This is a genomic window from Flagellimonas halotolerans (genome assembly GCF_035818535.1).
In the GTDB taxonomy this organism is placed as follows: domain Bacteria; phylum Bacteroidota; class Bacteroidia; order Flavobacteriales; family Flavobacteriaceae; genus Flagellimonas; species Flagellimonas halotolerans.
The window spans coordinates 396,618-421,936 of sequence record NZ_JAYKYV010000001.1; the positions used below are offsets into that span (position 1 = coordinate 396,618).

Here is a 25,319-nt window from a genome sequence, read left to right on the forward strand (position 1 = left end):
CAGTCCACTTTGTTTGGATTTGGCGATTATGCATTTACAATTGATAGCAAGTGCCCATCAAAGCTTTCCAGTACAAATTTTGAAGGCAATGGGTCTTAAATACTAATCCAACATTTTATGCATTAATCTTGTGGGATTTAAATAAATAACCAAAACCTTATATTTACCATTTAAAATAGCTTTATCCAGATTGATAAAAAATAACAACAAGGGACATAATTTTAGCACTTCCAAGAGGTATACTCCTATTGAGTTAATGGTTCTTATACTTATCTTTTGTGCCTCTTTGTGGGTGCAAGGCCAAACAAATAAAATAACAGCACCAAAAGTTTACTCAACATTCGACTCTATTGTCGGGGAGCAAAACATGGCATTGTACAATGGCCCTATATTCAAGGAAAGGTCGAGAGGCGCCTCCGATACACATGCATATTTTTTGGAAAGCAATTTTTTGAAAGGGGACATCATCTTTGACGGACAACCCTACTTTGAGCAAAATCTCAAGTACAATGTTCATTTAGATGAGCTTTTGATCACCCCAAGATTTAACCCGACCGGTCTGTTGGTCCGACTTGTAAAAAACAAGGTAAAAGAGTTTACAATCAATGGGCACCGTTTTATACGCTTGCCTTCTACATTAATGGGCGGCCAACAATATGGATATTTGGAGGTTTTGGAAAGTGAAGAAGGGGGTTTGTTGTTAAAAAAGTATAGAAAGAAGCGCGTAGAATCAAGACGGGAAAATCAAGTGATCACTGAATATGAGGAAAGCACAGATTACATTTTGCTGCATAGGGGAGAACTCTTTGAAGCAAACACAAAAAACCAATGGAGCCATGTTTTTGTTGCGCAAAAGAAAGAGCTTAGGGATTTCTTTAAGCAAAATAGGATAGCATTTAAAACTGACAAGGATACTTTTTTTAAACTGTTGTTCAATAAATTGGTAAACCCAACAGAATTATGAGAAATTATTTGGTCTTGATTCTGTTTGTCTTGGTTTTCAAGCTATCATATTCCCAATTCAACGAAAAAGAGTTGTCTTTCACTTTTGAGAACGTTTCCCGTTTAGAAGCCCTGCAAAAAATTAATTCGGACACAGAATATCAAATTTATTATCTGCAGAATTGGTTTACGGACAGTCTCATTCAAAAAAAATATACCAATAAAAATATAGAAGATATTATTGCAGACCTATTGGAAGGCACAACGGTGAATTATTTTCTGTATCCACCCAATAAAATAATACTTACCAACAATAACACTATTTACAGTAACCTTCCCGAAGGATTTTTTGGAAAAGATTCAGCGAAAGTCCAGACCGTGTCAGCTTCCAGAAAAGTAACTCCAATATTTTATGCAAAAGGAGATGAAAGCGCTTCCAAAAATGTGGAAACCATTAGGGTGGGCCGAGAAATTGGTGCTCAATCAAAGGAAACGTACACGCTTAGCGGCTATATCACAAACTACGAGTCTGGAGACCCGATTCCAGATATGACCATTTCAACCAATGATAACCGATTGCTTGCCGTAACTAGTTTTGAGGGGTTTTATCGTATTGAATTGCCAGTAGGATCCAATATTTTAAAGTTTAGGGCGCTGGGCATAGAGAGAGCCGAAAAGGAAATCATCATTTTTAATGATGGCACTTTGGATTTGGAGTTTAATGAAAGTCTTGAGCAGTTGGATGAAGTGGTAGTGGAGGGGGATATTTACAAAAATATTGAAGAAACCGTAAGCGGAACAGAGGAAATTGATAGTGAAGAAAGCAAAACCATTCCTTTGGTCCTTGGTGAAAGGGATGTCTTAAAAGTTGCAACGGCATTGCCGGGAATATCATCGGCAGGTGAAGGGGCAACAGGATTTAATGTTAGGGGAGGAAAGGCAGACCAAAATTTGGTATTGTTTGATGGCGCCACCATGTACAACCCGCAGCACTTTTTTGGAATATTTTCAGCCATTAACCCTTTTTCAATTGGGCAATTGGAGGTGTATAAGGGAAACATTCCAGCAAAATTTGGAGGTCGTTTATCTTCAGTTTTCGATATTAAAACAAAAGATGGCGACAATTCCGAGTTTAAGGGTGAAGCCTCATTGGGTCCTGTAACAGGCAATTTGGTTTTGGAAACCCCGGTGGTTAAGGGAAAATCCTCGTTTATGTTTGGTGCCAGGGGTGCTTATGCCAACTGGATCTTACGCTCTATGAAAGAGGAATCTTTGAGTAAAAGTCGTGCAACATTTTATGATGGAGTGGCCAATTATACCCATCAGGTGAACGAGAACAACAAAATAAAGGCCACGGCATACTACAGCAAGGACAATTTTAGTATTTCCTCTGATTCCCTTTACATTTATGATAACAGCTTGGTGTCACTAAGATGGCAGCACAAGTTCAACGATAAGCACTTATCCGAGGTTCAGATTGCCAATAGCGGTTATACCTTTAATATAGAATATGAAAGAGGGGCCAACAATGATTTTGATTTAGGTTATAAAATCAACGAAACAGAAGCGAGGATAAACTTGGATTACTTGCACAGTGCCGACCTCAAGTTTAACTACGGTGTTGAAGGAAAGTTATATTCGGTAGCACCTGGGACTTTGGAACCTTTAAACGAAGAATCCTCGGTGGAATACAATTCCTTGGCCAAGGAGAGGGCTTTGGAATCAGCGGCATATATATCGGCAAATTATAGTATAACCAAAAAGTTTGCCGTTGATTTGGGGTTGAGGTATTCCACGTTTATGGCTTTGGGAGAACGAACCCAGTACGAGTACGAAGAGGGAACTCCGAAAAACCAGGGTACTGTTAGGGACACGATCCAATATGGCAACAATGAAGTGATAGAAACCTACGGTGGCCCGGAGATAAGAGCAGGAGCACGATACCTTATTACCCCCAGCCTATCTTTAAAGGCAGGATACAACAGGTCCATTCAGTATGTTCACATACTCACCAATAACACTACAATTTCGCCAATTGACACTTGGAAACTCTCCGATTTAAACATTGAACCACAAACAGGACATCAATACTCCTTTGGAGTGTTTAAAAATCTGGATGCCAATGCTTACGAAATAAGTTTGGAGGGGTTTTACAAAACAAGCGACAAGGTGTTGGATTTTAAAACAGGAGCACAGCTATTGATGAACGAGAATGTGGAGACCGAAGTTTTGCAAGGGGAAGGGAAATCTTATGGAGTAGAATTCTTGTTAAGAAAAAACAAGGGTAAATTAAACGGTTGGCTGGGTTATACCTATTCACGCTCCTTTTTAAAATTGGACAGTGAATTCGAAGAGGAAAGAGTGAACAATGGAGAGTTTTTTTCCTCGAACTTTGATAAACCTCACGATTTGAGTATGGTGGCCAATTACAAGTTTACCAAAAGATTCAGTTTGTCGGCCAATTTTGTGTATCAAACCGGTAGGCCTGTTACCGTTCCCGTAGGCAATTTCACTTTTAATGATGCAGAATATGCCGTTTATAGTGATAGAAACAGCTACCGAATCCCTGATTTTTATAGGTTGGATCTTGGGTTTAATATAGAAGGAAACCATAAGCTCAATAAGGTTGGACATAGCTTTTGGACCATTTCCGTATACAATGTATTGGGCAGGAACAACCCTTACTCGGTTTTTTATGTCACAGAGAATGGAAATGTTGAGGCTTACAAGAGCTCTATTTTCTCGATACCGGTTCCTTCCATTACCTATAATTTTAAATTTTGAAACCGCTCAGTATGCCTACAAGAAATCGTTTTATCTTTTTGTTAGTCACAGGGGTCTTACTGGCCATTGGCGCCTGCACTGAGCCTTTTGAAGTAGAGACAACGGACTTTGAAGATATCCTGATAATCAATGCCAGTATTACCACGGAGACCAAACGGCACAAAATTTTTATTACCAGAAGCTACCAAGAAGGTGATGACGAAGTCCAGGTTTCCGGAGCAACGGTGGAGGTTCTGGTAAACAATGCCAGTTCAATTCAATTTGAGGAAGCATCGCCCGGAGTATACCAATCCACTGTTGGGTTTGCTGCAGAGCCTGAGGTGGATTATCAATTAAAGGTCACGGATGAAAAGGGTGAAACGTTTGCTTCGCCCCAAGTACAATTAACGGCCCCAACAGCAATAGATCAGATAACGGCCAAGAGGGTTTTGAACGAAGATGGAGAAGATGGGGTCGAAATATATGTGGATGGAACATCTACAGGCGACAATGAAGGATATTTTAGATATGAGTACGAAGAAACCTACAGATGGGAATCTTTTTATAAGCCTTTACAGGGCTTTAGGGTTGTTTCCGAGTCACCGCCGCTTCTCGAAATCGTTTACAAGGAAAAGGAAGAAAGGGTTTGCTACGTTACCGAAACATCAAATAGCATATTGATTGCAGAAACCAATAACCTATCGGAGGACAGAGTCGAAGATTTCCCTGTTCGTTTTATAGAACGAAGGGATAGAAGAATAGCCCATAGATATAGTATTTTAGTGAAGCAATATGCCCAAACCAGGGTCTCCCATGAGTTTTATCAAACCTTGAAGAGCTTTTCCAGTAGTGATAATCTGTTTTCTCAGCCCCAACCCGGTCTTGTAGTTGGTAACGTTAGGCATGTGAGCGATGATAGCGTTAAAGTGGTAGGTCTCTTTGAGGTGGTCTCCTTTACCACAAACCGGTTCTTTTTCAGTTTCCAGGAAATTTTTGGGAACGATATCCCATTTTTGGATGATTGTGGGTTCGATCGTTACAGCTCACTTTCCGACCCTGAACTTTTTCAACGGGTACAGAGTGGTCAATACAAATATATTGGGGAAGACCCGCCCTTTGTCTATCAAGTTGCTCCTGCTGGATGTGTGGACTGCACCTTGTATGGTTCCAACGAAGTGCCGGATTTTTGGGTAGAACAATAATTGGATATGACAATGCTAAAAAAGTATATGTTACAAATAATGACCTTTTTCCTCGTTGCGGTTGCTGCGGGCCAGTCCAATGTGCCCAATTCCGCATATTCCAATTTGATCAAAGATATTGGTACGGAGGGCGTCTATGTCCATTATAATACCAACCTTCTGTTCACGGGCGAGTATCTTCATTTTAAGTTGTATGCCCTCAGCAAAAAGAATCAATCCCTTTCAAATACAAGCAAGGTTGCCTATGTAGAACTTTTGGACAGGGAAGGGGAGCGCAAAATAATTCAAAAGGTAAAACTGGTCGATGGAATGGGACAGGGAGACATTTTTGTGCCAACCAATTTGGATTCTGGTCATTACACCTTTGTAGCCTACACAACCTATATGAAAAACTGGCCAAGCGACACCTTTTTTGCAGATGATGTTGTTGTTTTGAACCCCTATACCAATGATCAAAAAGTGTTTTGGGAATCGAGGGGTAAAGACTCATTGGAGCATGGTCTAAGGAATTTAAACAAGGAAGCTACAAAAACCTTGAGCAAGGATTTGGGGCTGGTCATGGATAAATCGCAATATGGAAAAAGAGAAAAAGTGAGATTAACGGTTGAAGCCAAACCAAATAATTATGGAATTTACTCAATATCAGTGCGAAAAATATCCAAAGAACTTGCTTATGGTGATAGAATCTCGCCAGTAGATTACACTAAGAAATATAGATCAGTGGATTTGGATGTGGCAAGTAATGATTATTTGCCCGACCTAAGGGGAGAAATGGTTATAGGTCGCCTATCCAGTAACAGCGGCTTGCAAACAATGAACAAGAAGTTGGTTTTTTCCTTGCCTGGAAACCAATATTCGTTTAAAATGGTCACTACCGATTCAGAAGGTAAGTTTAGGTTTTCGTTGGATTCGGAAAACTTGGATACAGAATCAATTTTTCAGGTATGGGGTGCTGATAAGGACCAATACTCGGTTGAGGTTGCCCCGGTTCCCGAATTAAATTTGAGTAAAAGACCATCAAAACATTTTGTTTTAAACAAGGGCATGAAAAAATTGATTGAGGAACGAAGTACCCATAATCAAATAGAAAATGCATATTTCAACAGTAAACCCGATACCGTAAAGTTGAACAATAATTTTATACCCATCTATGGCAATAATTTTATAGAGTACAATTTAGATGAGTATACACGCTTCCCCACTTTTAGGGAAACTTTGGTGGAGATAGTTGCTAATGCCTGGATTGCTTCAAATAATGAGGGAGAGGAGAATATTTTTGTCAGGGATTTTGAGGCCACCAACATGGATGTGGGGTACAATCCGTTGATAATTGTTGATGGGATTCTGCTCCAAGACCATAAGGATTTAATAGACTATGATATAAAAAAGGTAGAGACCATAAGATTGGCCAGAAACCAATATGTTGTTGGAGGCCAAATTTTTCAAGGAGTTTTTGATGTAAAAACATTTGATTCTGATTTTGCAGAAAATTATCAGAAAACATATTTTAATGAAATTTCATTGCTAAGGCCCAAACCTCAAAAAAAGTATTTCAAACAAAATTATGGGAACAAAACCTTTGGGACAATTCCAGATTTTAGACAGCAATTGTTGTGGGAGCCTAATTTGGAGCTGGGGGAACCTACAACTACTTTGGAATTTTATACATCTGATCTCGAAGGGGAATTTGAGATTGTAATTGAAGGCTTTACAACTAGAATACAACCTGTAAAAGTGGTAACAAAGTTCAGGGTTCAATAATTGCCTTAACGTAATCTTTTATGTACTTCTTCTCAAGCCTTTTTTATACTATCTTCAGGTTTACACCATATTTGGTCGATAAAACCATTTCAATTTTGACAACCCAAGAATTTTTTTATAATTTTTCAATACAATCACATTTGTTCTAACTTAGGGCAAGAAGTAACCACAGCATCATGGATAACCTCAAACGCGTAATTGTAGACTATAAAAAATTGACCTCGGAGGTGCTCAAGCTTTTGGTGGAAAAATACCCCGATGGATATGGGGACGATGATGTAATCAACTTCAAGAACTTAAAAGGAGAATCCATAGAAGCCGTAGAAGTATCCACTCAGGATACCAAATATCTGGTAAAGATCAGTTCCAAATTGGAGCGGACCATGGCCGATTTTGACGAAGATGATGGCGAGGATTTTGATTCGGAGGATTTTGAAAAAATCCCTGAGGGCGATGAGGACTTTTCAGATTCCGAAGAGGAATAACTTCTTATTCTTTTAGATTTTTAAGCATTTCATCGGTGGTCTGGTCCAAATCAAATCTAGGTTCCCAACCCCATTGCTCTCTTGCGGCAGAATCATCAATGCTGCTTGGCCAAGAATTGGCAATTTCTTGCCTAAAATCGGGAGCATAACTTACTTTAAAACCAGGGATATGCTTTTCAATACTTTTTGCCATATCCTTTGGCGTAAAACTCATTCCTCCCAAATTATATGATGATCGCACTTTAATTTTTTCCGAAGGACTGTCCATTAAGCTTATGGTGGCCCTTATGGCATCGTCCATGTACATCATCGGAAGTTTGGTGTCACCGTTCAAAAAACACTCGTACGTGCCTTTGTCAAGGGCTTCGTGGTAAATTTCCACGGCATAGTCGGTAGTGCCACCGCCTGGCATGGTTTTCCAGCTTATCAATCCAGGATAGCGAACACTCCTAATATCGACCCCATATTTTTTGTGGTAGTACTCGCACCATCTCTCACCAGATTGCTTGCTGATACCATAAACTGTGCTAGGCTCCATTACAGTGCTCTGTGGCGTATCTTTTTTGGGTGTATTGGGGCCAAATACTGCGATGCTCGACGGCCAGAACACCTTGGATATTTTCTTTTCCTTGGCCAAGTTGAGCACATTAAAGAGCGAGTTCATGTTCAGGTTCCATGCACGCATCGGAAATTTCTCCGCAGTGGCGCTCAGCATGGCCGCCATTAAATAAACCTCATCAATTTCGTAATGCATCACCACATCCTCGATCGCGGCGTAGTTGGTAGCATCCAGAAGCTCAAAAGGGCCGGACTGCATCAATGCGTTGCTACCTTCCCTAATATCGCTGGCAATCACATTTTCAGCTCCGTATTTGTTTCGAAGTTCAAAGGTCAGTTCGGTTCCTATTTGGCCACATGCGCCGATTATTAAAATGGGTTTGTGCATTAAAATCAAAGTTAATTTAGTTTCACGGCAAAGATACCCTTTATTAAAATTTGTACATTCGCTTATGCGAAAATTGTTAGGCATACTTATCCTATTCTCAGTTTTGGGGGCATGTAAAAAAACTGAAAAGGCCATAGCCGAAGTTGAAAGCCAAGAATTGGAGTTCAATTATCGAAAAATGCCCGAGAAAGTGAGTATAAACCCAGATGCAACGGCAATTGTTGAACAATGGCAGCAATTCAAGGATTTGAATGCCAGCATGGACGTGCTCTATAAAGCCACGAACAACGAAGACCTGGCCTTGGCCATTGACGACCTTATCGAAAAGGAGAAAAAAATGGCCGATGGAAAATACCCAGAACTGTTCGATACCTTTCAAGTGAAGAGCAGGCAAAGGGTACTGCGTACTTTTTTGTACAAAACAAAGGCAAGTATTCTCGAAAATCAACCGACCACGGAGCCAACTGTAAAAGTATTGGAAGCATACAACTCCATGCGCAAACAGTTGAACGTGATCATGAACAGTCAGTTGGACAAAAAATTGATTTTGGATGAAGCATAAAATTTTAACAATGGGACTGTTGCTGGTTTCCATGACCATCCTCGCCCAGAATGCGGAAAAGAAAAAGGTGAACGAGGTATTGGATAGCTGGCATTTGGCTGCGGCCAATGCAGATTTTGATGCCTATTTCGGCAAAATGACCAAAGACGGTGTTTTTTTGGGAACCGATGCCATGGAAAATTGGCAGAACGAAGCATTTAGAAAATTCTCTAAACCTTATTTTGATCAGGGGAAAGCCTGGAGCTTTACCGCAGTACAGCGCAACATTTATTTAAACGAATCGGGGACCTTTGCTTGGTTCGATGAACTTTTGGACACCCAAATGAAGATATGTCGCGGCTCCGGAGTGCTGAAAAAAGTAAATGGACAATGGAAAATTGCCCATTATGTATTGTCGATCGCAGTGCCCAACGAAAATGTGGACGAACTCATCCAAATCAAAGAAAAAAGGGATAACGAACTGCTTCAGGAACTAAAAAAGAAGCAATAGTCTAGTTCTTAGTTCCCTCGGTAGCTTCTTTTCTTCTGGATTCCAAAGCCTGCTTGCTCAAACTTGCCAAGTTAAAGTTAGGTGCAATTTTAAGGGCCTCGTCGATGGAAGCGATGGCGGCATCAATGTTTTCCCTGTCTTTGTTAAAGTCAGCCAAACCTTTCAAATGATAGAATGCAGCTTTTAGGGGAACCTCATAGGGTTGTTGCCGCTCATAAAAGGCATATTTCATTTCATCGGTGGCGTTCGCAATGCCATATTCAATGTTGGTGGTCGCTCCACTTATATCCCCTGTTTGAATTTTAAGGTCGGCCATTTCATACGCTAAGTAAGGAGAAGGATTTCGTGAATTCAGCTCCTCAAAATGTTCCAATGCCCTTTTGGGCTGATTCAAAGACTTTAAGGAAAAGGCCTTGATTTGTACGGCAAGGTCGGAATCATCTGCATTTTTCTCCACACCTATGGTGTTTAGGGCCTGCATATGCTGACCGTTGTTCATATAAACAAAAGCCAAAGTGTCTCTTCGCTCTTTGGACGGGGACAATACGTTTAGGTGCGTCAGAGCACCGATAACACCGTTTACGTCACCCTGCAAACGCATTTCTTTGTAATAAGCCTTGTAATGTTCTACAAGCGCATTGTTGGTTTGGGAAATACCGCTAAACCCCACCAATAGGAGCAATAAGAGTACAGTCTTTTTCATTGATCTTTAATTTAATGCGCCAAATCTAACAAAATATTCCTAACCAGCCTGTTAAGAATTCGATAAGTAATTGCAGGGGTTTTAGAGCCTTTTAGGAAATGATGGAGGCGGTAAAAAGATGGCCCTTATCCAAAAAATTCTTGCTCAAAACCATTTTTCCCTCTTTTTTGATCGATGCTGTTTTGTATGATGGAGCGGGCAAGCCTCTTTTTTGGGCTTCTTCAAAATAATACACTTGTTTTTTGGGATGATGCGGATATACGCCATTGAATACTTCGCCCCAATATCCTTGTTCCAAAATGGTAGACATCAAGTGTATGCAATCGTTGAGATGAATTAGGTTGATGGGATGATTGCCATTGGTGAGATTTTCTCTGCCCGAAAGCATTGTCACAGGGTGTCGGTCAGGTCCGATCAGTCCGCCAAACCTTATGATGGTCGTGTTGAACCCCTCTTCATTTGCCAATAGGTTTTCGCTCTCCAAAAGTTGTTTGCCCGATTCGGTGGCAGGTTGGGTTGGGGATGCTTCGGTAATTTCTCCTTCAGCATTGCCGTAAACCGCGGTACTGCTCACAAATAGGATATGGGAAACCTCACTTTTTTTTATTTCTGCCATCAGGAATTTCATCTTTTCCACAAAACTTTCGGTTTGCTTGCCCCGTAGTTTGGGTGGCACATTGATGATCAAGGTCTTGATGTTGGAAAGAAACCCTTTAATGTCTCCCTCGATGCCCGTTTCGGATAAACGTACTGTAAAAGGAGTTATTCCCTCATCTTGTAAAATGTTTAATTTACTGGAAGATGTAGTGGTTCCGTGAACGGTGTACCCTTTTTCAATAAATTCTTTGGCCAAGGGCAAACCAAGCCATCCACAACCCATTATTCCTATATTTTTAGTCAAATCGTAAGGTTTTTATGGTCAATATAGCATCATTTAGCACAAAAGGCATGGGAATACTGTTTTTTGGCCGCTCCGGGATGCTAAAATCAGGATGTGTTAAAAGGTTATTGGAAGCTTCATACAAAGTAAGTTCCAAAACGGAATCTTTGGGGAATTCCAACTGTAGTTCCGTGAAATCATTGTTGGTGATATAGTGGGTGACCAATCTACTCTTTCTATGTTCCAAAAAATAGGAGGATAATGCAATCCGGTTGACTTTGGCCGACCTAATATCAATTGGATTTGTAAATACCTCAAGGCGATTTATGTCTCTTTTTGGAGTAACACAGAGCTCAATGATCCTGTTTTTCCCAATAACGGTGTCCATTACAGTATCAATGTAGGGAGTTTGAATATTTTTCTTTGGTGCGTCGGCCACATAGTTCAAATTTGTACGGTACTTACTGGAAATAGTCTCTGTGTTGGGTTTTCTTTTACCATCCCCCAAAAACTGGCCGTTCCAATCAATCAATACATTGTCATAAGTCGCCCATTGGGTAGAATCGGTATCTGCATTATAAACGTACAAAAGGCTACTAGGTTTTGGTCTTTCCTCGTTAAAATCGGATTGGATATGGCTGGAAATGCCAAAAGCGAAGAAGAGGAACAAAAATAAATACGCCAACCTTCCTTTACTTTTTAATTGACCGAAAAACGGAAGCCCTAGAAAAAATAATAGAGTTGTTAGGAGTGTTGCGGCAACCATCATTTTTAAACCAAGGCCGACAGGGAACATTTTGATGAATGGCGAATAAATGAGCACCGCGGGCAATGCCAAAAACACCATTAGGAACGGATTGGGTTTTTCTTGATTGATGGTCACGAGAAGTCCTGCCAACAACCCGAACAAGGGAACAATAAAAAAGCTGGCACCTTTTAAATAATGTGCTACCAATCCACAGATGAGCAACCAAATACATAGAGGTGCCACCAATAAATTGGGCGTACTGGTTTTTCGGAACTTATGATAGGTGTAAAAGCACACAAACAGGGAAAACATGACATAAACGGCAATGTAGGTATGGCCGTTGTAGGTAAAGCCATGCAGCATATCCTTAAAACTTGGATACCACCAAGTAATTACGGACCAACAAAAATAGCCTACCAGTCCGTTGACTATTAAGGTGATCAGTACGGGTACAAACCCCTTAAAAATATCCTTGGTATTGAGTTTCTTTTTTTTGACCCCGGAAATCAGCAATAGGAGAAATGCCAGGACTGCAACACCGAACATGGGCCAAATCCATTCAAAAGGGTAGGAGACCATGTTGTAGAAGGGGAGGTTATAGTAAACTTCGTCGTCCAAACTTTTTAGGTTGTTCAGGTCGGCATCGCTAAAGTAGGTGAGCAAGGGCATTAAATAACTGCCTTGGTGCGCCAAGGTATTCCTGTCCAGTCTTTCGTAATTGTCCAAAGCGGTATGATAATCAAAATGGTCATCAATAAACGCAAAGTTGAAACCTTCGATATCACCATCTTCCCTAAAAACGGTGAGGTCCGTATCGTTAGGGAGCATCTTGTAAATGCTATAGGCCAGTGAATTTGCTACGGGATACTTGGGATTTGCTTTTTTAAACGCTTTTATTAAAGTGCTGTTGCCCCTGTTGGTTTCAATAAGCATGTAGCTTGGACCGCCACTGCCCCGGGCTTCAAAATTTAGGGCGAGTCCTACATCTTTGGCCCAAGGATGCTTGTTTACAAAAAGGTCGGCGCCGTTTAGTCCTAGTTCTTCAGCATCGGTAATCAATATGATGATATCGTTCTTGGGAGCCTTGTTTTCGTTCAAAAATGCCCTGATACCTTCCAAAATCGTGGCAACACCACTACCAGCATCACTAGCTCCGTGGGAAGAATGCGGACTGCTATCGTAATGCGACAATAAAAGCAATGCTTTTCCATTTCCGCTTCCCTGAATTCTGGCCAAAATATTGGTGGCCCTGCTCAAGTTGCCCCAATCACCTGCGGTATGGCCTTCTTGCGTAATAGTCTCCAAACCCATTTTTTTCAATTCGGAAATAATGTAGCTCTTGGCTCTTTCATGTCCGGGAAAACCAACGGCATGGGGTTTTTTGGATAGCTGCTCTACATGGGTCAAGGCCCTGTCCGTGGAAAAGGATTGTAAAGAAATCCCCTTATCAGGCTTATAGGAAGGCATTAAAGATTTAAAACTCCAATACACGGAAAAAATCAGTAGCATTAGAGCAAGGGTTCTGGAAAATTTCATGGCTTAGTGTTGTTACATCTTAAATGTATGAAATTATGAAAGGTTCTTACATTTTGATATGTAAAATTAGGTTATTCGCTAAAAAAGTCTATATTTATTATTTAAATTTAAAATCTAACCATATGGCAATAAAGAGTTTTCAAGGCGTACGAAGCAAGGAGGAGAACAAGAAAAAGTACAATGCCCCTATTTTGGTGGAGGATTACATGACCAAAAAATTGATCACCTTTTCTCCGGACCAGTCCATTTTGGAAGTGATGGAGACTTTTGCCAAACACCATATTTCCGGTGGTCCGGTTGTGGACAACAATGGTTTTTTGGTAGGTATTATTTCCGAGGCGGATTGTATGAAGCAAATTTCGGAGAGCAGATACTTTAATCAACCTATTTTGGATAAGAGCGTTGAGCGTTTTATGACCAAAAATGTGGAGACCATTCCGTACGATATGTCCATTTTTGACGCTGCAGGTGTTTTTGATAGGCACAACAGGCGTAGATTGCCCGTAATGAAGAACGATATTCTTGTGGGGCAGATAAGCCGAAAGGATATTGTGATTGCGGCCTTAAAACTAACTTCCCATAGTTGGAAATAATGGAGGCTACTCTCTTTTCACGATCATGTAATAATCATTATCAAGTGGCAAGTACCCTAAATCATATACAAAATAGTAGGTACTTCCCTTTTTGGTAGTGTAAAGGTTGGTTATATATTCAAAATCAAAACCTTTGTCCAGCAATCGCATTTTAGTGGTCTTGGTCTTACCGTCACGTAGTGGAAAGCTATCCAATATCCTGTAGTTTTTGCGAAGTTTGTTGTTAATGTTGCGCACCAAGTTCTTGCTATCTCGGTTCAATCGGTTGTTGTAGTCGTTTCTACAATGGTCGGAACAGTATTTTTGGTCGATACGGCCTACAAGTTTTTCACCACATACCAAGCATTTTCTTTCGGTCATAGGATTAAGATTAGGTCACCACAAGATCATATTTTTTTAATAAACCAATCAATCCTTCCTTGCTAAAACGGGTTTTCTTCACTTGGTTGGTGGAAGGATCTATGTTGAAATGTAGAGCCGAGGTAAAATCAGCTTGCTCAAGATCAGTATTCTCAAATATGGCATTTTCAAAATCACAATTAGGGAATTTGGCCTGTTTTAAGCTGGCCTCGGAAAAGTCAGTTTGATGGAGTTTGCAATCATTGAATTGGATGCCGGGCAGATGCATCCCGATAAATGACGCTACGGATAAATTACAGCCCACAAAATTAAGTGATAACAAAAGTTGGTTACAGGTCTCAAATTGAAGACCTACCATTTTGCATTCCTCAAAGCTAACATCGTTAAAAATGGTGTGGGAAATATTGGTGTTGGTAAAATCACAGCCTTCAAAAGCGCATTCCACAAAGTTCTGATTGTCCAAAAAACCCTTGGAGAACAGGCAGTCCACAAAACGGCAATTTTCGTAATCGCCCTTGGGCAACTTGGTTTGCGAATAATCCTGTTTTGTGAACTCCTGATCTAACCAAAAGGACGCTGCCATTACTCTCCTGTTAAAATAATGGCAGGTATGTCCAAAGCCTTGAACATTTCGTTATATGCTGCCATGCCGCTGCCCACAATGGCATTTTTCTCATCTTCATAGGTTTTCCATTGTGCCAACAGATCTCTAAAAACTGCTTTGGCACCTTCGGTCACCTTTGGTTCGGCCACATCAATAAACCCTTTGAGGTTCATAAAATCAGCATTCAGCTTACTGCTGAAATTTACCACATCTTGGAAGGTTTTTTGTTTGGGTTGAATCAAATTTTCTTCCCAAGTATTGATTCGCTCCAACAATTTGTCGCCATTTTCCAAAAGCGCTGCGGCACTTTCATTGTCTTTGAGCAACTTTTTATAGTGCTTAAGTTGAGATTTGGCCATACGCATTTGGTTAACGGCCTTGTGCATATTGGTCACAGTCTCGTCAATTCTGTTGAGAATGGTCTGCTGTTCGGCATAATCGGCCGGAGTGCCCTCTACTTTGGGATCCGCAAGTACTTTGGCCTCGGTTTCAACAGTTTTCCCTTCCATTGTTAGGCGGAGGGTGTACGTTCCGGGAGCCACACGCGCCCCTTTGTAGTTTCCGAACATAAAAACCTCATCAATGGCAGGTACGGGATTTTTGGTAAAGTCCCATGTAAAGCGATTGTATCCTTTAACCGATGGCAACACATCTGGTTTAGGGGGTCCGCCCGGCCAGCTTTTAAAATCTTCTTCGGGTTGATTGGTGACTGTTTTGATGACCTTTCCACCTGATAGTACTTCGAGCTTTAGCTCGACAGAATCCAGTTTTTTGGGCAGATAATAATCGAAAGTAACACCGGATTTTGGATTTTGGCCCAAACCGGGAACAGGCTTGTCCGAACTACCGTTAAAAATTCGGTAAGATGGTTTTGGCTTTACAATTTGGAGTTCGGATGCAGGATTCAAACTATGTTGAATGGCGCCCAGATCATCCAATATCCAAAAAGCTCTTCCTGCCGTGGCGGCGACTAGGTCGTTATCTTGAATGATCAAATCATTGATTGGAACCACGGGCAAATTTAGTTGTAGCGGCTGCCAATGTTGGCCATCATCCAAAGAAACATATAACCCGGTTTCGGTACCTGCATAAAGCAATCCTTTTTGCTTTTTATCCTCGCGCACTACGCGTGCAAAAGTGTGTTCACCATCAATCCCATTAGTGATTTTGGTCCAAGTTTGGCCATAATCCGTGGTTTTGAGGATATAAGAGTTCAAGTCCATGAATTTATATCGCATCAAAGTAATGTAAGCAGTGGCTGGGTCATGTGGAGATACTTCAATGCTATTGATGATACCTTCTTTGATGTTGGGCGGGGTAATGTTGTCCCAAGTTTCCCCACCGTTTTTGGTAATGTGTACCAAACCATCATCCGAACCGGCATATAATACACCTTCTTCGTGTGGGGATTCTACCAAGTACATAATGGTGTTATAGTTTTCTCCCCCGGCCGCTTCGTTCGTGTAAGGACCTCCTCCCGGGCCCTGCTTTTCTATTTCATTTCTTGTTAAATCGGGGCTTACCACATCCCAGCTATACCCGCCGTCCTGGGTTTTGAATACTACGTTTCCGGCATGGTAAATGGTATTGCGATCGTGGGGCGAGCTAATAATGGGAGCGTTCCAATTGTATCGGAATTTGAAATCCTTTGGAATGTTTCCCAATCCCAATTCAGGATATTCTTTGATGGGTTTTGCTTCGTGGGAGGCCTTTACCCATTTTTCAATAATACCTTGATAGCATCCGCCATAGATAAATTCGGGATTGTCTGGATCAAAGGCCAAATAAGCACTTTCGCATCCAGAAACGGCATGCCAATCTTTCCAATCGATACCATCGTCATGGGTGCGGCTTGCAATGGCCACAGAAGTATTGTCCTGCTGCCCACCGTACACATTATAGGGTACCAAGTTATCTGTGATTACGCGATAAAATTGTGCTGTTGGCTGATATTGTTGTGAACTCCAGCTCTTACCGCCGTTGTTGGAAACGTTGGCACCACCATCGTTGGAGTTGACCATTATTTGGTTGTTGTTGGGATGAATCCAAAGGTCGTGGTTGTCTCCATGCGGTGTGGAAACGGGGGTGAATGTTTTACCGCCATCAATGGATTTGGTAACAGGAGCATTGAGCACATAAACGATGTTTTCGTCTTGCGTATCCGCAAAAATCTCCATGTAGTACCAAGAACGCGCAATATTGATTCGGTCCTTGTTGGTTTGTTTCCAGGTCTTTCCAGCATCAACGCTTTTATAAACACCGCCTTTTTCGCCTTCGGCCTCAATTACGGCATATACCACATCAGAATTTGCCCTTGATACGGACAATCCTGATTTTCCAAACTCTTTTGGAAGTCCTTTTTCCTTTTTGTCCCAAGTGGTTCCGCCATCTGTGGACTTATAGAGGCCCGAAGAGGCCCCTCCGGAAGTAATGGTCCAAGGGGTTCTTTCGTGTTGCCACATGGCAGCATACAGGATCAAAGGATTGTTCATGTCCATGCTTAGTGATGAAGCTCCGGTAATGTTGTCCACGTAAAGTACTTTTTCCCAAGTTTCTCCTCCGTTCTTGGAGCGGTAAATGCCACGGTCTTCGGATGGTCCATATTGTGCACCTTGGGCAGCAATAAAAAGAATGTCGGGATCAGTGGGGTGGATAATTACATCGGAAATGTGACGAGTATGGTCCAGTCCCATGTGTTTCCACGTTTTTCCGGCATCGGTAGATTTGTAGACACCATCGCCCATGGAGGTCATAACCCCACGAGCTGCGTGTTCTCCCATTCCTGCAATAACCAAATTGGGATTGCTTTCGGAAACGGCAATATCGCCTACGGTTCCTGTTTTTAGGAATCCATCGGAAATATTGTCCCAATTGAGACCGTCATCGGTGGTTTTCCAGATGCCACCTCCGGTAGTCCCCATATAGTAGGTTTGGGGCTGGCCCATAACACCGGTAGAGGTAACGCTACGGCCACCACGGAACGGCCCGATGTTACGCCATTTTAATCCCGGAAAAAGGGAATCGTTAACTACAATGGACGGTTGGTCCGATTTTTTGTTTCGTCGTTGGGCATCCATAGAATGCCATGCCAAAACTATGGCACATAAAAGTAGAGGTCTTAGTTTCACGAGTGTTGGAATTAGTTAGTCTGTTAAAGATACTAATTCAACTTCTAGTGGTAAAACTAAATTACTTTACTCTTTTGTAGGCAAACAAGACTTCTTCTTGGTTTCCATTCTCTTCAATAAGGACCCAAACATTCATTTGGTCGTCACTTATCTTTTCCATGGTGAGTCCTTCAAAATATACCTTGTTTGGCTCAAGCTTAACCAGCTTAAAATCGATGGTTTCATCCTTTTTCTCCCAACCTTTCATATTGCCATCAAAATGTTTGAGCTGGAGTATGAGGGAATTGTCCAATTGCTGAATGTGTCCCGATTCATAGAAGGAGACTTTGCCCTCATTCACCAGTCGGAACACAAACATCATGGAATTGGCCATGGGGGCGCTCCAAATTTCCTCGGCAATGCCCCCGATGGCCTCACCTTGCCAGTGGCCCTCTATCCAAGAAACATCTTCCAGATTGGCCTTGGGCGATGATCCACCTTTGGGCAGATGCATGGTTTGTTGCGCCGAAACAATTCCGGCGCTGAACATAAAAATAAGTGCGATTGATTTCATATTTAGGATTTTTGATTGATGAATATTTTTGTTATTGATTGGACAAGGCGAATTTAACGTTTACGGTGGTTTCCACCTTTATTTTCTCAAAATCGATGTCCAGGGGTTGTGCATTGCCCATATCTGCGGAAACGGCTTTCATTTCCATCATCGGGGCTTGGTTGTACCTTGGGTAATATTGGGAATTATCCGCAATATGGATGGCCATGCCTACTTTTTGGCCTAGTGGCTTGGTCAAAGCATTCGCTTTTTTCATGGCTTTTTTAACGGCCTTTGTTTTAAGTTCCAGTTCCAGATCGTCCATTTTAGAGTACTCGGTTTTTTCGATATTGGTGTTGGCAATGTCCAATTGTTCCAAAGCCATCATCACATCGCCCAGTTCTTTACCTGAATAAACTACTAGGGAGTATTGTTTGCTTTTGAGCACTTCTTTTTGACGCAGGAAGTATTTTTTAAAATTGCTGCCCATATCCTTGATGACCAACTGCTTCTCTAAATCAATGCCCATTGCTTTAAAGCGTTGTGCCATTTGATTTTCTTGTTCCTCAACGGAAACACGCCCTTTGGTGTCCTTTTCTTGTATGATGATGTTCAGATAGATCTTATCTGGTGTGACCAAGGTGTCCACTTGCGCTTGGGTCTCCAAGTAGGGAGTGTCCAAAAAGTTTTTGGATTGGGCAAAAATGGTAGTAGCGAATAAAACTGTGGCTAAAAAAATGATTGTCTTTTTCATGATGTAATTTTATTAAAGTTAAATACTTCTCCCTTATGTTCAAAACCTGTGCCGTACTGTTGATGATAAGGTGACTTATCAAAATGTATGGGTTAACTCGATTAACTTGAGTACATTGTGGACATGAAATTTATTTTGGCACCCGATAAATATAAGGGCTCGTTAACTGGACGTGGATTTTGTGAAACCGTTGCCCGTGGCATCAAAAAAGTTTTCCCGAATGCGGAAATCATAAATAGACCTTTGGCCGATGGCGGCGATGGTACCATTGATGTTGTGGAGGACTATCTGAATGCTTCAAAAGTATCCGTAACGGTAAAAGACCCACTTTTACGGGAAATCACGGCCCAATATTTGCTTTCGGAGGACAAACAAACAGCTTTCATCGAAATGTCCGAAGCCTCGGGATATACATTGCTCAAAAAACCGGAAATGAACTGCATGGACACCACAACCTTGGGCACTGGCGAAATGATTGTCGACGCCCTTGAAAAGGGGGCCAAAAAAATTGTTTTGGGTATTGGTGGTAGTGCTACCAACGATGGGGGCATGGGCATGGCCAAGGCCTTGGGCTATTCTTTTTTGGATGCTGATGGCAATGAATTGGAACCCATTGGGAAACATCTGGGGAATGTGGCAAAGATTGATAGGGAACATGTGAACCCAAAGTTGTCCAAGGCTAAAATACAAGTGGCCTGTGATGTGAACAATCCCTTTTATGGGGATAATGGGGCTGCCAAAATTTATGGGGCGCAAAAAGGTGCTTCCGATCAGGATATTGAGTTTCTGGACCGAGGATTGCAAAGCTTTGCCAAGGTGCTGCAATCTACTTTTGGTATTGATGTACAAGAAATTGCTGGTGCTGGAGCAGCTGGTGGCGTAGGAGGGGGCTCCGTGGTTTTTTTGAATGCCGAACTGGCCTCTGGAGTTGATTTGGTGATGGAACTTGCCAATTTTGATGAAGTACTGCAAGGTGCCGATTGGGTAATTACGGGAGAGGGACAGTTGGATGGGCAGACTTTTTCGGGAAAAACCATAAATGGGGTAGTGCAATCCGCCAAAAAAAGAAATGTACCTATTGCGGCCTTCTGTGGTTCCATTGATGTTTCCATTGACGAAATGCAACAAATGGGACTGGATTATGCCGTTTCCATTCTCAATCAAGTTGGTAACTTGGATGATGCGAAGGCGAAGACTGCCGAAAATCTAGAGCTGGCCAGTTACAATTTTGCCCACTTGGTGAAGCTGTGCAAACACTAGCTCAAATACCTTTTCTTCATTTTATGCTCCAATGAAATTTTAACGGTCTTCCATTCGCTGTTCAAGATGGAAAATACCACGGTGTCCCTAAGGTTTCCAAAGTCATCAACACGATGGTTTCTTAAAATACCATCTTGTTTGGCTCCCAAACGCAGTATCGCATTTCTCGACGGAAAGTTATGGTAGTGGGTGCGGAGCTCCACGGCAATGCAGTTCAAATTTTCGAAGGCATATTTTAGCAAAAGGTACTTGCACTCGGTGTTGATTCCCGTGCGTTGCGCTTTTTTGGCATACCAGGTCGCCCCGATTTCCACCCTTTTGTTTTTGGAATCCACATTTAAGTAGCGCGTGCTACCTACAATGGTATTTGTTTTTTTATTGATGATGGCAAAGGGCAAAGCGTTTCCCTTTTCTTGTTCGGAAAGTGCCATATCCAAATAGGAATCTATGGTTTTGGGAGAAGGGACGGAGGTGTACCAAAGTTCCCAAAGATTTCCGTCCGATGCGGCAAAGGCCAAATCCACTTTCTGCGATTTCTGCAGGGGGACAAGCTTTACCAATTCGCCTTCCAATTGTATGGGACGTAACCAAGAATCCATAGGTTGAAATTAAACTCCAAATATAAGTTTTAATCCATCGATTTAAACAAAGAAAAAGCCAGGGAAAACCCTGGCTTTATCATCAATCAAAAAACGAAATTATATCAACTATTCCGATTCAAATTCGTCTATAATAAAGAAGTTTTTGTTCTTCTTGTTCACGATATAATTACTTTCCAATACATCGTAATGCATGGTTTTGTCATCTACATTAATATCAAACCCTTTGTCGGTCTGCACTACTTCAAAATCATTGTTCTCGGTACCTTTATATTTCAGCACCATATAATCGTCGTAGTTTTTATCGGAATCACTGTCAATGGCTACCAATTTGGTAACAAAAGGGGAGGATGGTTTTCTATCTTGATTGACCATACCTTTATCTTCATTGTCCAGTGCCATTCCGTACTTTCTGCGTTCCATCACCTTTACGCTGTATTGCTTTTCTTTTCCATCTTCGGATAGGGTGAAGGTTTTAAGTTGTGTGGTGGCTTTCATGATTCCGGGATTTTGGTTTTGACCATATCCCGCAAATGCGATCAGGGTTGTAAATGATAGTATAGTGAGTAACTTTTTCATAGTGTTGTTTTTTGTGATTAATAGATCAGTTTTCTGGATAAATTGTTTATCTCTTACTTTAAGTAAGATGTGAACATCCAGTGTCTTTTCTCCAGCTCGGTCATAAACTCGGTCAACATGTTTTCTGTAACAACATCGCCAGTTTCAAGGGCTGCATTTACACCGTCCAGCATACTGTCGTGCAAGATTTCGTAGTCGTGCATGACTTCCCTCACCATTTCCAAGGCAGATAGGTTTTTATCCTGTTCTTTGATTTTGGAGAGTTCCATGGTTTTCTTTAGGGTGAAGTTGCTTTTTACACCGAACACCCGGATTCTTTCCGCTACGATGTCAATGTTTTCCTTAACCGTGTTGTATTCGTTTTCAAACTCTTCGTGGAGTTCAAAAAAATCCGGCCCTTCAATGTTCCAGTGAAAATTTCTGAGCTTATTGTAGAATACCTGATAGTTGGCCAATAATGTATTTAGGCTAACAACAATTTCTGCGGTTTCTAAATAAGTGAATCCCAATTTTTTAAAAGTTTTATTTTTTGCTTTAATAGCTTCCATATAATATGTTTTTGATTTGTTTGGTATAAAAGTACAAGTCAGTAGCCAGGGAGATTGATCGAAACGATGGAATTCTTGATGCAATTGGTTTTTGAATGACTTTTAAAGGGTAAATAAGCCTAATTCATACCTCTATTGCCATGATTATTGGTAGAAATTATAATCATGACTTCTTTAAACATGATACATGTATAGGTATGTAAATCAATTGTTTAACTTAATTTAACGTTTATTGGGAGTTGTTTTGGTTTCAGGAGGTCTCATTTTCTCTTTCAATAAAACCTTTGTAAAGTGATTCATATATATCCGAAGGTATGTCGGTAATGTATTCCTTTTCTCCGTTAATTACTTTTTGTGGCTCCTCATTTACGGGGTCGTGTTCTTGGATGTAGATGGTATCCAATTCATAACATTTTACCCAGACTAAATCTTTTAATTACAGCGTATTTATCGATACTTCGAATTGACATTGGGTTAGGGTATTTGGTTATTTTTTTGACACTAAAACCGTAACTAAATCACATATAGGTGCCCACATATAATTGAGTGTAGTTATTTACATACGTTTACAAACGAAAACAAATGATTACAAACCGAATAACATTATTAAGTGCTTCTAGGTTTGCCTCGTCGGACAATGAGTGTTCGATGGATAATTTTAAAAACTTAAACATTATTATTATGAATTCACTTAGAAACAAAGTACAGTTGATCGGCAATTTAGGGAACGACCCAGAAATCATCACTTTGGAAAATGGAACCAAATTGGCCAAGTTTTCCATAGCCACCAATGAATCCTACAAAAATGCGAAGGGCGAAAGAGTAACCGATACGCAATGGCACAATATAGTGGCTTGGGGCAAATTGGCGGAGATAACCGAGGACTTCCTATCCAAAGGCAAAGAAGTTATGATAGAGGGCAAACTCACAAGTCGTTCTTACGAAACCAACGAAGGTGAAAAAAGATATACCACCGAAATTAAATGCAACGAATTGTTGATGCTTGGCAAGTAAGTCCAAACAACTGGTTTCGACTAAAAAGGGGCAACGGCCCCTTTTTTTATTTTCTCGTTAGGGTAATTACATTTTGGGTTGTTACATAACCAAAGGCCAGAACTTTAGTAAATGAGTAAAGTAACTTTTAAAACGTATTTTAATGAGGATAACAACGCTACTTACGGTACTGTTTGCATTGGGTCTGGCGACCGTGGTTATGGCACAGGACTACACAGTTTCCTTTTATGAAAAACAGGCTCGGAAAGATGCTCAAAACGAGCAATCGGCAGTGTTTTACAATGTAGAAGACGAAAAGGACTTTTGGTACGACCAAGTACGCTATGAAAAGGGTTTAAAGACCCAGAATAGTAAGGCCTATCATATTTACATGAAAGCAAAAAGGTCGGCCTATTCCAAACATGCCGAATTTTGTGAAAATCAATGTACACATAGTGATTACTATTACCAACAAGCAAGTTTCTACCTTACCTATAAAGACAATCAAAGCTTATCAAAAGAAGCCACTGGTGAAATAGTCCAAATAGCTTCTCCCCGAATTTTTTAAATGTGCTTTTTTAGTTGGTTAATCAAAAGGGGGTGTTTAAAAAGCTTATTAGCTGTCGGTTCGAGCGCAGTCGAGAACCTAAATTAGGTTGATAACCAAGAGGTTTCGACTTTGGTTTATCCTAAGTGTAGCCGAAGGGCTCAACCTGATATAATCAAAATTTGTTGCTTTATAGATACCCTCTTTTGTTGTAGCCTATGTTTTTTTTAATTCTGACCACCATTGCGTTCTGGTGAACGGGGTGTTGGCCACTCCAGTTGTTCTCCGGTTCTGCTGCTTATGGGCAACGCCGCTTTTTCTCTAGATGTTTTTACGGGATGCTCGCTGGCCATGTAGGCAAGAATCGCTGTGAGGATGGCATTGTTTCTAACATCATCAAAAATAATTTTATCATAAGTATCCCTGTTGGTGTGCCATGTGTAGTTCCAGTAGGACCAGCTTAATGAACTCAAACTAAAGGCGGGTGCCCCTGCTGCTTGGAAAGAAGCATAGTCAGAACCGCCGCGGGCAGGTGTTCCAGGGAAAGTCGTTTCGATCTCATCCGTGATTTCTCCCGGCACTTCATGCAGCCACTTTCCTAAATAATCATAAGCGTGTAAAAACCCACCACCAGAGATTCGGACCACTCTACCTGTTCCATTGTCTTGGTTAAAAACGGCTTGGACACCATCAACAATCCCAGGGTTGTCCTCAACAAAGGCTCTTGACCCGTTCAGACCTTGCTCTTCGCTGCCCCAATGTCCCACAAGAATAGTTCGTTTTGGGTTTGGATAGGCTTTTTTCAAAATACGCATGGCTTCCATCATCACCAATGTCCCCGTTCCATTATCGGTAGCACCGGTTCCCCCGTCCCAAGAATCAAAATGGGCGGATAAAATCACATATTCATCAGGTTTTTCGGAGCCTTTGATTTCCGCTATGGTATTGAATGTGGGTACCTTGCCCAATTCCTTGGACTCTGCCACAATATGAAGTTGTGGCTGTTGCCCCGATTCTACCAATCGATACAACATGCCGTAATCCTCCAATTCCAAATCTACGGTTGGGATTTCCTTGGTGTAAGCCCCAAATATTTTGTTTACCCCAAACCCTCTGGACCAATAGGAAGAAACAATGCCTGCGGCACCCGCTTCCTCCAATGCAACTGGAAGGGTGCGTCTGTTCAGTCCGGTATTTCCCATATTTTGGTTCCAAGCTTCGGTTTGCCCATCACGCTCCTTCTTCATCTTTTCAAAAGACTTCTCCGTAGCAAATTCTTCCCAGTTATAATCGGGTCTTCCCGTGGGTTGTGGCATGGAAATCATTACCAGCTTCCCTTTTACGTTCGGCAACCAATTCACAAATTCCAAAGAGTCGGATACGGTAGGTAAAACCACCAATTCTGCGGTTACTCCTTTTTTGGGAGTACTGGGACTCCAAGCCAATTGGGTGCCCCTTAGACTTTGTACTCTGGGATGTACCATATCAATATGGCATATTCCACGTTCCCAACCTTTCCACTCTCCCCATTGTTCGTTACGTGCGGGAATTCCCCAACTTTCGTATTTGGCAACGGCCCAATCGTGAGCGTTCTTCATTTGGGGTGTCCCTACCAATCGTGGTCCAATGCCATCCATAAGTTCATGGCCAAGGGTTTCCAATTGGGAGTTTTCGTTGGCTTCTTGAATTATGGCTTCAATGACTGCATCCTTGTCCTGCGCCAACATCGATAGACTGGATGCAAGGAACATGGCAAATAAAAGGGAGGTTTTTTTGATCATGGTTTCTAGTTTGCCCTAAAAAT

The 25,319-nt window shown here is 41.4% G+C and carries 25 protein-coding genes; 11 read left to right on the top strand and 14 right to left on the bottom strand.

What is annotated here, in order from left to right; translation table 11 throughout:
- The first annotated feature begins 367 nt into the window (after positions 1-367).
- The 5 genes from VM932_RS01825 (at position 368) to VM932_RS01845 (ending at position 7,153) form a co-directional block, all read left to right on the top strand.
- Positions 368-964, top strand: coding sequence for a hypothetical protein (locus tag VM932_RS01825; RefSeq protein ID WP_326276872.1), 597 nt, complete (start codon positions 368-370; stop codon positions 962-964).
- Positions 961-3,726, top strand: a complete 2,766-nt coding sequence (locus VM932_RS01830) for a TonB-dependent receptor (RefSeq protein ID WP_326276873.1) — start codon at positions 961-963, stop codon at positions 3,724-3,726. The genes VM932_RS01825 and VM932_RS01830 overlap by 4 nt, the downstream gene beginning before the upstream one ends.
- An 11-nt stretch (positions 3,727-3,737) precedes the next feature.
- On the top strand, positions 3,738-4,907 hold the full coding sequence (locus tag VM932_RS01835) for a DUF4249 domain-containing protein (RefSeq protein ID WP_326276874.1): 1,170 nt from the start codon (positions 3,738-3,740) through the stop codon (positions 4,905-4,907).
- A gap of 39 nt (positions 4,908-4,946) precedes the next feature.
- Positions 4,947-6,668 (top strand): hypothetical protein, encoded by a 1,722-nt coding sequence (locus VM932_RS01840; protein WP_326276875.1) that lies wholly within the window; start codon positions 4,947-4,949, stop codon positions 6,666-6,668.
- 176 nt (positions 6,669-6,844) lie between these two features.
- Complete coding sequence (locus VM932_RS01845) at positions 6,845-7,153, top strand: hypothetical protein (RefSeq protein WP_293166782.1); 309 nt, start codon at positions 6,845-6,847, stop codon at positions 7,151-7,153.
- Positions 7,154-7,157: 4 nt separating this feature from the next.
- Here the strand turns inward: VM932_RS01845 and VM932_RS01850 are convergent, their stop codons facing one another.
- Positions 7,158-8,099: an NAD-dependent epimerase/dehydratase family protein gene (locus VM932_RS01850; RefSeq protein WP_326276876.1), complete on the bottom strand. Its 942-nt coding sequence runs from the start codon at positions 8,097-8,099 to the stop codon at positions 7,158-7,160.
- A gap of 64 nt (positions 8,100-8,163) precedes the next feature.
- On the opposite strand from VM932_RS01850, the gene VM932_RS01855 reads away from it, so the two are divergent.
- Positions 8,164-8,661, top strand: coding sequence for a hypothetical protein (locus VM932_RS01855; RefSeq protein WP_326276877.1), 498 nt, complete (start codon positions 8,164-8,166; stop codon positions 8,659-8,661).
- Positions 8,651-9,151, top strand: coding sequence for a nuclear transport factor 2 family protein (locus VM932_RS01860; protein WP_326276878.1), 501 nt, complete (start codon positions 8,651-8,653; stop codon positions 9,149-9,151). The genes VM932_RS01855 and VM932_RS01860 overlap by 11 nt, the downstream gene beginning before the upstream one ends.
- A gap of 1 nt (position 9,152) precedes the next feature.
- Here VM932_RS01860 and VM932_RS01865 read toward each other — a convergent pair whose 3' ends face one another.
- The 3 genes from VM932_RS01865 to VM932_RS01875 form a co-directional block, all read right to left on the bottom strand.
- Positions 9,153-9,854, bottom strand: a complete 702-nt coding sequence (locus tag VM932_RS01865; RefSeq protein ID WP_326276879.1) for a hypothetical protein — start codon at positions 9,852-9,854, stop codon at positions 9,153-9,155.
- A gap of 91 nt (positions 9,855-9,945) precedes the next feature.
- Positions 9,946-10,755: an SDR family oxidoreductase gene (locus VM932_RS01870; protein ID WP_326276880.1), complete on the bottom strand. Its 810-nt coding sequence runs from the start codon at positions 10,753-10,755 to the stop codon at positions 9,946-9,948.
- Positions 10,748-13,018: a M28 family peptidase gene (locus VM932_RS01875; RefSeq protein WP_326276881.1), complete on the bottom strand. Its 2,271-nt coding sequence runs from the start codon at positions 13,016-13,018 to the stop codon at positions 10,748-10,750. Before VM932_RS01875 ends, VM932_RS01870 begins: the two co-directional genes overlap by 8 nt.
- A gap of 122 nt (positions 13,019-13,140) precedes the next feature.
- Here VM932_RS01875 and VM932_RS01880 point away from each other — a divergent pair, with 122 nt between their 5' ends.
- On the top strand, positions 13,141-13,611 hold the full coding sequence (locus VM932_RS01880; protein ID WP_326276882.1) for a CBS domain-containing protein: 471 nt from the start codon (positions 13,141-13,143) through the stop codon (positions 13,609-13,611).
- Positions 13,612-13,617: 6 nt separating this feature from the next.
- Here VM932_RS01880 and VM932_RS01885 read toward each other — a convergent pair whose 3' ends face one another.
- The 5 genes from VM932_RS01885 to VM932_RS01905 all read right to left on the bottom strand — a co-directional run bounded on the left by VM932_RS01885 (position 13,618) and on the right by VM932_RS01905 (position 18,989).
- Positions 13,618-13,971: a hypothetical protein gene (locus VM932_RS01885; protein WP_326276883.1), complete on the bottom strand. Its 354-nt coding sequence runs from the start codon at positions 13,969-13,971 to the stop codon at positions 13,618-13,620.
- 10 nt (positions 13,972-13,981) lie between these two features.
- Complete coding sequence (locus tag VM932_RS01890; RefSeq protein WP_326276884.1) at positions 13,982-14,554, bottom strand: pentapeptide repeat-containing protein; 573 nt, start codon at positions 14,552-14,554, stop codon at positions 13,982-13,984.
- Positions 14,554-17,703: a VPS10 domain-containing protein gene (locus tag VM932_RS01895; protein WP_326276885.1), complete on the bottom strand. Its 3,150-nt coding sequence runs from the start codon at positions 17,701-17,703 to the stop codon at positions 14,554-14,556. The genes VM932_RS01890 and VM932_RS01895 overlap by 1 nt, the downstream gene beginning before the upstream one ends.
- Positions 17,704-17,764: 61 nt before the next feature.
- Entirely contained in the window at positions 17,765-18,256 is a 492-nt protein-coding gene (locus tag VM932_RS01900) for a DUF6265 family protein (protein WP_326276886.1), read from the bottom strand.
- Between the two features lie 31 nt (positions 18,257-18,287).
- Complete coding sequence (locus tag VM932_RS01905) at positions 18,288-18,989, bottom strand: SIMPL domain-containing protein (protein ID WP_326276887.1); 702 nt, start codon at positions 18,987-18,989, stop codon at positions 18,288-18,290.
- Between the two features lie 123 nt (positions 18,990-19,112).
- Between VM932_RS01905 and VM932_RS01910 the strand changes: the two genes are divergently transcribed.
- On the top strand, positions 19,113-20,249 hold the full coding sequence (locus VM932_RS01910) for a glycerate kinase (protein ID WP_326276888.1): 1,137 nt from the start codon (positions 19,113-19,115) through the stop codon (positions 20,247-20,249).
- On the opposite strand, the gene VM932_RS01915 is transcribed toward VM932_RS01910, so the two are convergent.
- From VM932_RS01915 to VM932_RS01930, 4 genes are all read right to left on the bottom strand, one after another.
- Positions 20,246-20,848 carry a GNAT family N-acetyltransferase gene (locus tag VM932_RS01915; protein ID WP_326276889.1) on the bottom strand — a complete coding sequence of 201 codons (603 nt, stop codon included), beginning with the start codon at positions 20,846-20,848 and terminating at the stop codon, positions 20,246-20,248. The two genes, VM932_RS01910 and VM932_RS01915, sit on opposite strands and share 4 nt — an antisense overlap.
- Before the next feature lie 108 nt (positions 20,849-20,956).
- Positions 20,957-21,427, bottom strand: coding sequence for a hypothetical protein (locus VM932_RS01920; protein ID WP_326276890.1), 471 nt, complete (start codon positions 21,425-21,427; stop codon positions 20,957-20,959).
- 53 nt (positions 21,428-21,480) lie between these two features.
- Positions 21,481-21,975, bottom strand: coding sequence for a Dps family protein (locus tag VM932_RS01925; RefSeq protein ID WP_326276891.1), 495 nt, complete (start codon positions 21,973-21,975; stop codon positions 21,481-21,483).
- A gap of 250 nt (positions 21,976-22,225) precedes the next feature.
- Entirely contained in the window at positions 22,226-22,378 is a 153-nt protein-coding gene (locus VM932_RS01930; protein ID WP_326276892.1) for a hypothetical protein, read from the bottom strand.
- Positions 22,379-22,656: 278 nt separating this feature from the next.
- Here VM932_RS01930 and VM932_RS01935 point away from each other — a divergent pair, with 278 nt between their 5' ends.
- Both VM932_RS01935 and VM932_RS01940 read left to right on the top strand, forming a co-directional pair.
- Positions 22,657-22,989 carry a single-stranded DNA-binding protein gene (locus VM932_RS01935; protein ID WP_326276893.1) on the top strand — a complete coding sequence of 111 codons (333 nt, stop codon included), beginning with the start codon at positions 22,657-22,659 and terminating at the stop codon, positions 22,987-22,989.
- A 142-nt stretch (positions 22,990-23,131) separates the two neighbouring features.
- Positions 23,132-23,536 carry a hypothetical protein gene (locus tag VM932_RS01940; protein WP_326276894.1) on the top strand — a complete coding sequence of 135 codons (405 nt, stop codon included), beginning with the start codon at positions 23,132-23,134 and terminating at the stop codon, positions 23,534-23,536.
- 206 nt (positions 23,537-23,742) lie between these two features.
- Here VM932_RS01940 and VM932_RS01945 read toward each other — a convergent pair whose 3' ends face one another.
- Complete coding sequence (locus VM932_RS01945; protein WP_326276895.1) at positions 23,743-25,296, bottom strand: M20/M25/M40 family metallo-hydrolase; 1,554 nt, start codon at positions 25,294-25,296, stop codon at positions 23,743-23,745.
- Positions 25,297-25,319: the final 23 nt, after the last annotated feature.

Bases quoted from the DNA above. Each gene is read 5' to 3' on its own strand.
- VM932_RS01905 (WP_326276887.1), bottom strand. From the start codon at position 18,989: ATGAAAAAGACAATCATTTTTTTAGCCACAGTTTTATTCGCTACTACC.
- VM932_RS01875 (WP_326276881.1), bottom strand. From the start codon at position 13,018: ATGAAATTTTCCAGAACCCTTGCTCTAATGCTACTGATTTTTTCCGTG.
- VM932_RS01900 (WP_326276886.1), bottom strand. From the start codon at position 18,256: ATGAAATCAATCGCACTTATTTTTATGTTCAGCGCCGGAATTGTTTCG.
- VM932_RS01880 (WP_326276882.1), top strand. From the start codon at position 13,141: ATGGCAATAAAGAGTTTTCAAGGCGTACGAAGCAAGGAGGAGAACAAG.
- VM932_RS01915 (WP_326276889.1), bottom strand. From the start codon at position 20,848: ATGGATTCTTGGTTACGTCCCATACAATTGGAAGGCGAATTGGTAAAG.
- VM932_RS01885 (WP_326276883.1), bottom strand. From the start codon at position 13,971: ATGACCGAAAGAAAATGCTTGGTATGTGGTGAAAAACTTGTAGGCCGT.
- VM932_RS01925 (WP_326276891.1), bottom strand. From the start codon at position 21,975: ATGGAAGCTATTAAAGCAAAAAATAAAACTTTTAAAAAATTGGGATTC.
- VM932_RS01945 (WP_326276895.1), bottom strand. From the start codon at position 25,296: ATGATCAAAAAAACCTCCCTTTTATTTGCCATGTTCCTTGCATCCAGT.
- VM932_RS01935 (WP_326276893.1), top strand. From the start codon at position 22,657: ATGAATTCACTTAGAAACAAAGTACAGTTGATCGGCAATTTAGGGAAC.
- VM932_RS01940 (WP_326276894.1), top strand. From the start codon at position 23,132: ATGAGGATAACAACGCTACTTACGGTACTGTTTGCATTGGGTCTGGCG.
- VM932_RS01865 (WP_326276879.1), bottom strand. From the start codon at position 9,854: ATGAAAAAGACTGTACTCTTATTGCTCCTATTGGTGGGGTTTAGCGGT.
- VM932_RS01860 (WP_326276878.1), top strand. From the start codon at position 8,651: ATGAAGCATAAAATTTTAACAATGGGACTGTTGCTGGTTTCCATGACC.
- VM932_RS01840 (WP_326276875.1), top strand. From the start codon at position 4,947: ATGACCTTTTTCCTCGTTGCGGTTGCTGCGGGCCAGTCCAATGTGCCC.
- VM932_RS01835 (WP_326276874.1), top strand. From the start codon at position 3,738: ATGCCTACAAGAAATCGTTTTATCTTTTTGTTAGTCACAGGGGTCTTA.
- VM932_RS01845 (WP_293166782.1), top strand. From the start codon at position 6,845: ATGGATAACCTCAAACGCGTAATTGTAGACTATAAAAAATTGACCTCG.
- VM932_RS01825 (WP_326276872.1), top strand. From the start codon at position 368: ATGGCATTGTACAATGGCCCTATATTCAAGGAAAGGTCGAGAGGCGCC.
- VM932_RS01850 (WP_326276876.1), bottom strand. From the start codon at position 8,099: ATGCACAAACCCATTTTAATAATCGGCGCATGTGGCCAAATAGGAACC.
- VM932_RS01910 (WP_326276888.1), top strand. From the start codon at position 19,113: ATGAAATTTATTTTGGCACCCGATAAATATAAGGGCTCGTTAACTGGA.
- VM932_RS01920 (WP_326276890.1), bottom strand. From the start codon at position 21,427: ATGAAAAAGTTACTCACTATACTATCATTTACAACCCTGATCGCATTT.
- VM932_RS01890 (WP_326276884.1), bottom strand. From the start codon at position 14,554: ATGGCAGCGTCCTTTTGGTTAGATCAGGAGTTCACAAAACAGGATTAT.
- VM932_RS01830 (WP_326276873.1), top strand. From the start codon at position 961: ATGAGAAATTATTTGGTCTTGATTCTGTTTGTCTTGGTTTTCAAGCTA.
- VM932_RS01855 (WP_326276877.1), top strand. From the start codon at position 8,164: ATGCGAAAATTGTTAGGCATACTTATCCTATTCTCAGTTTTGGGGGCA.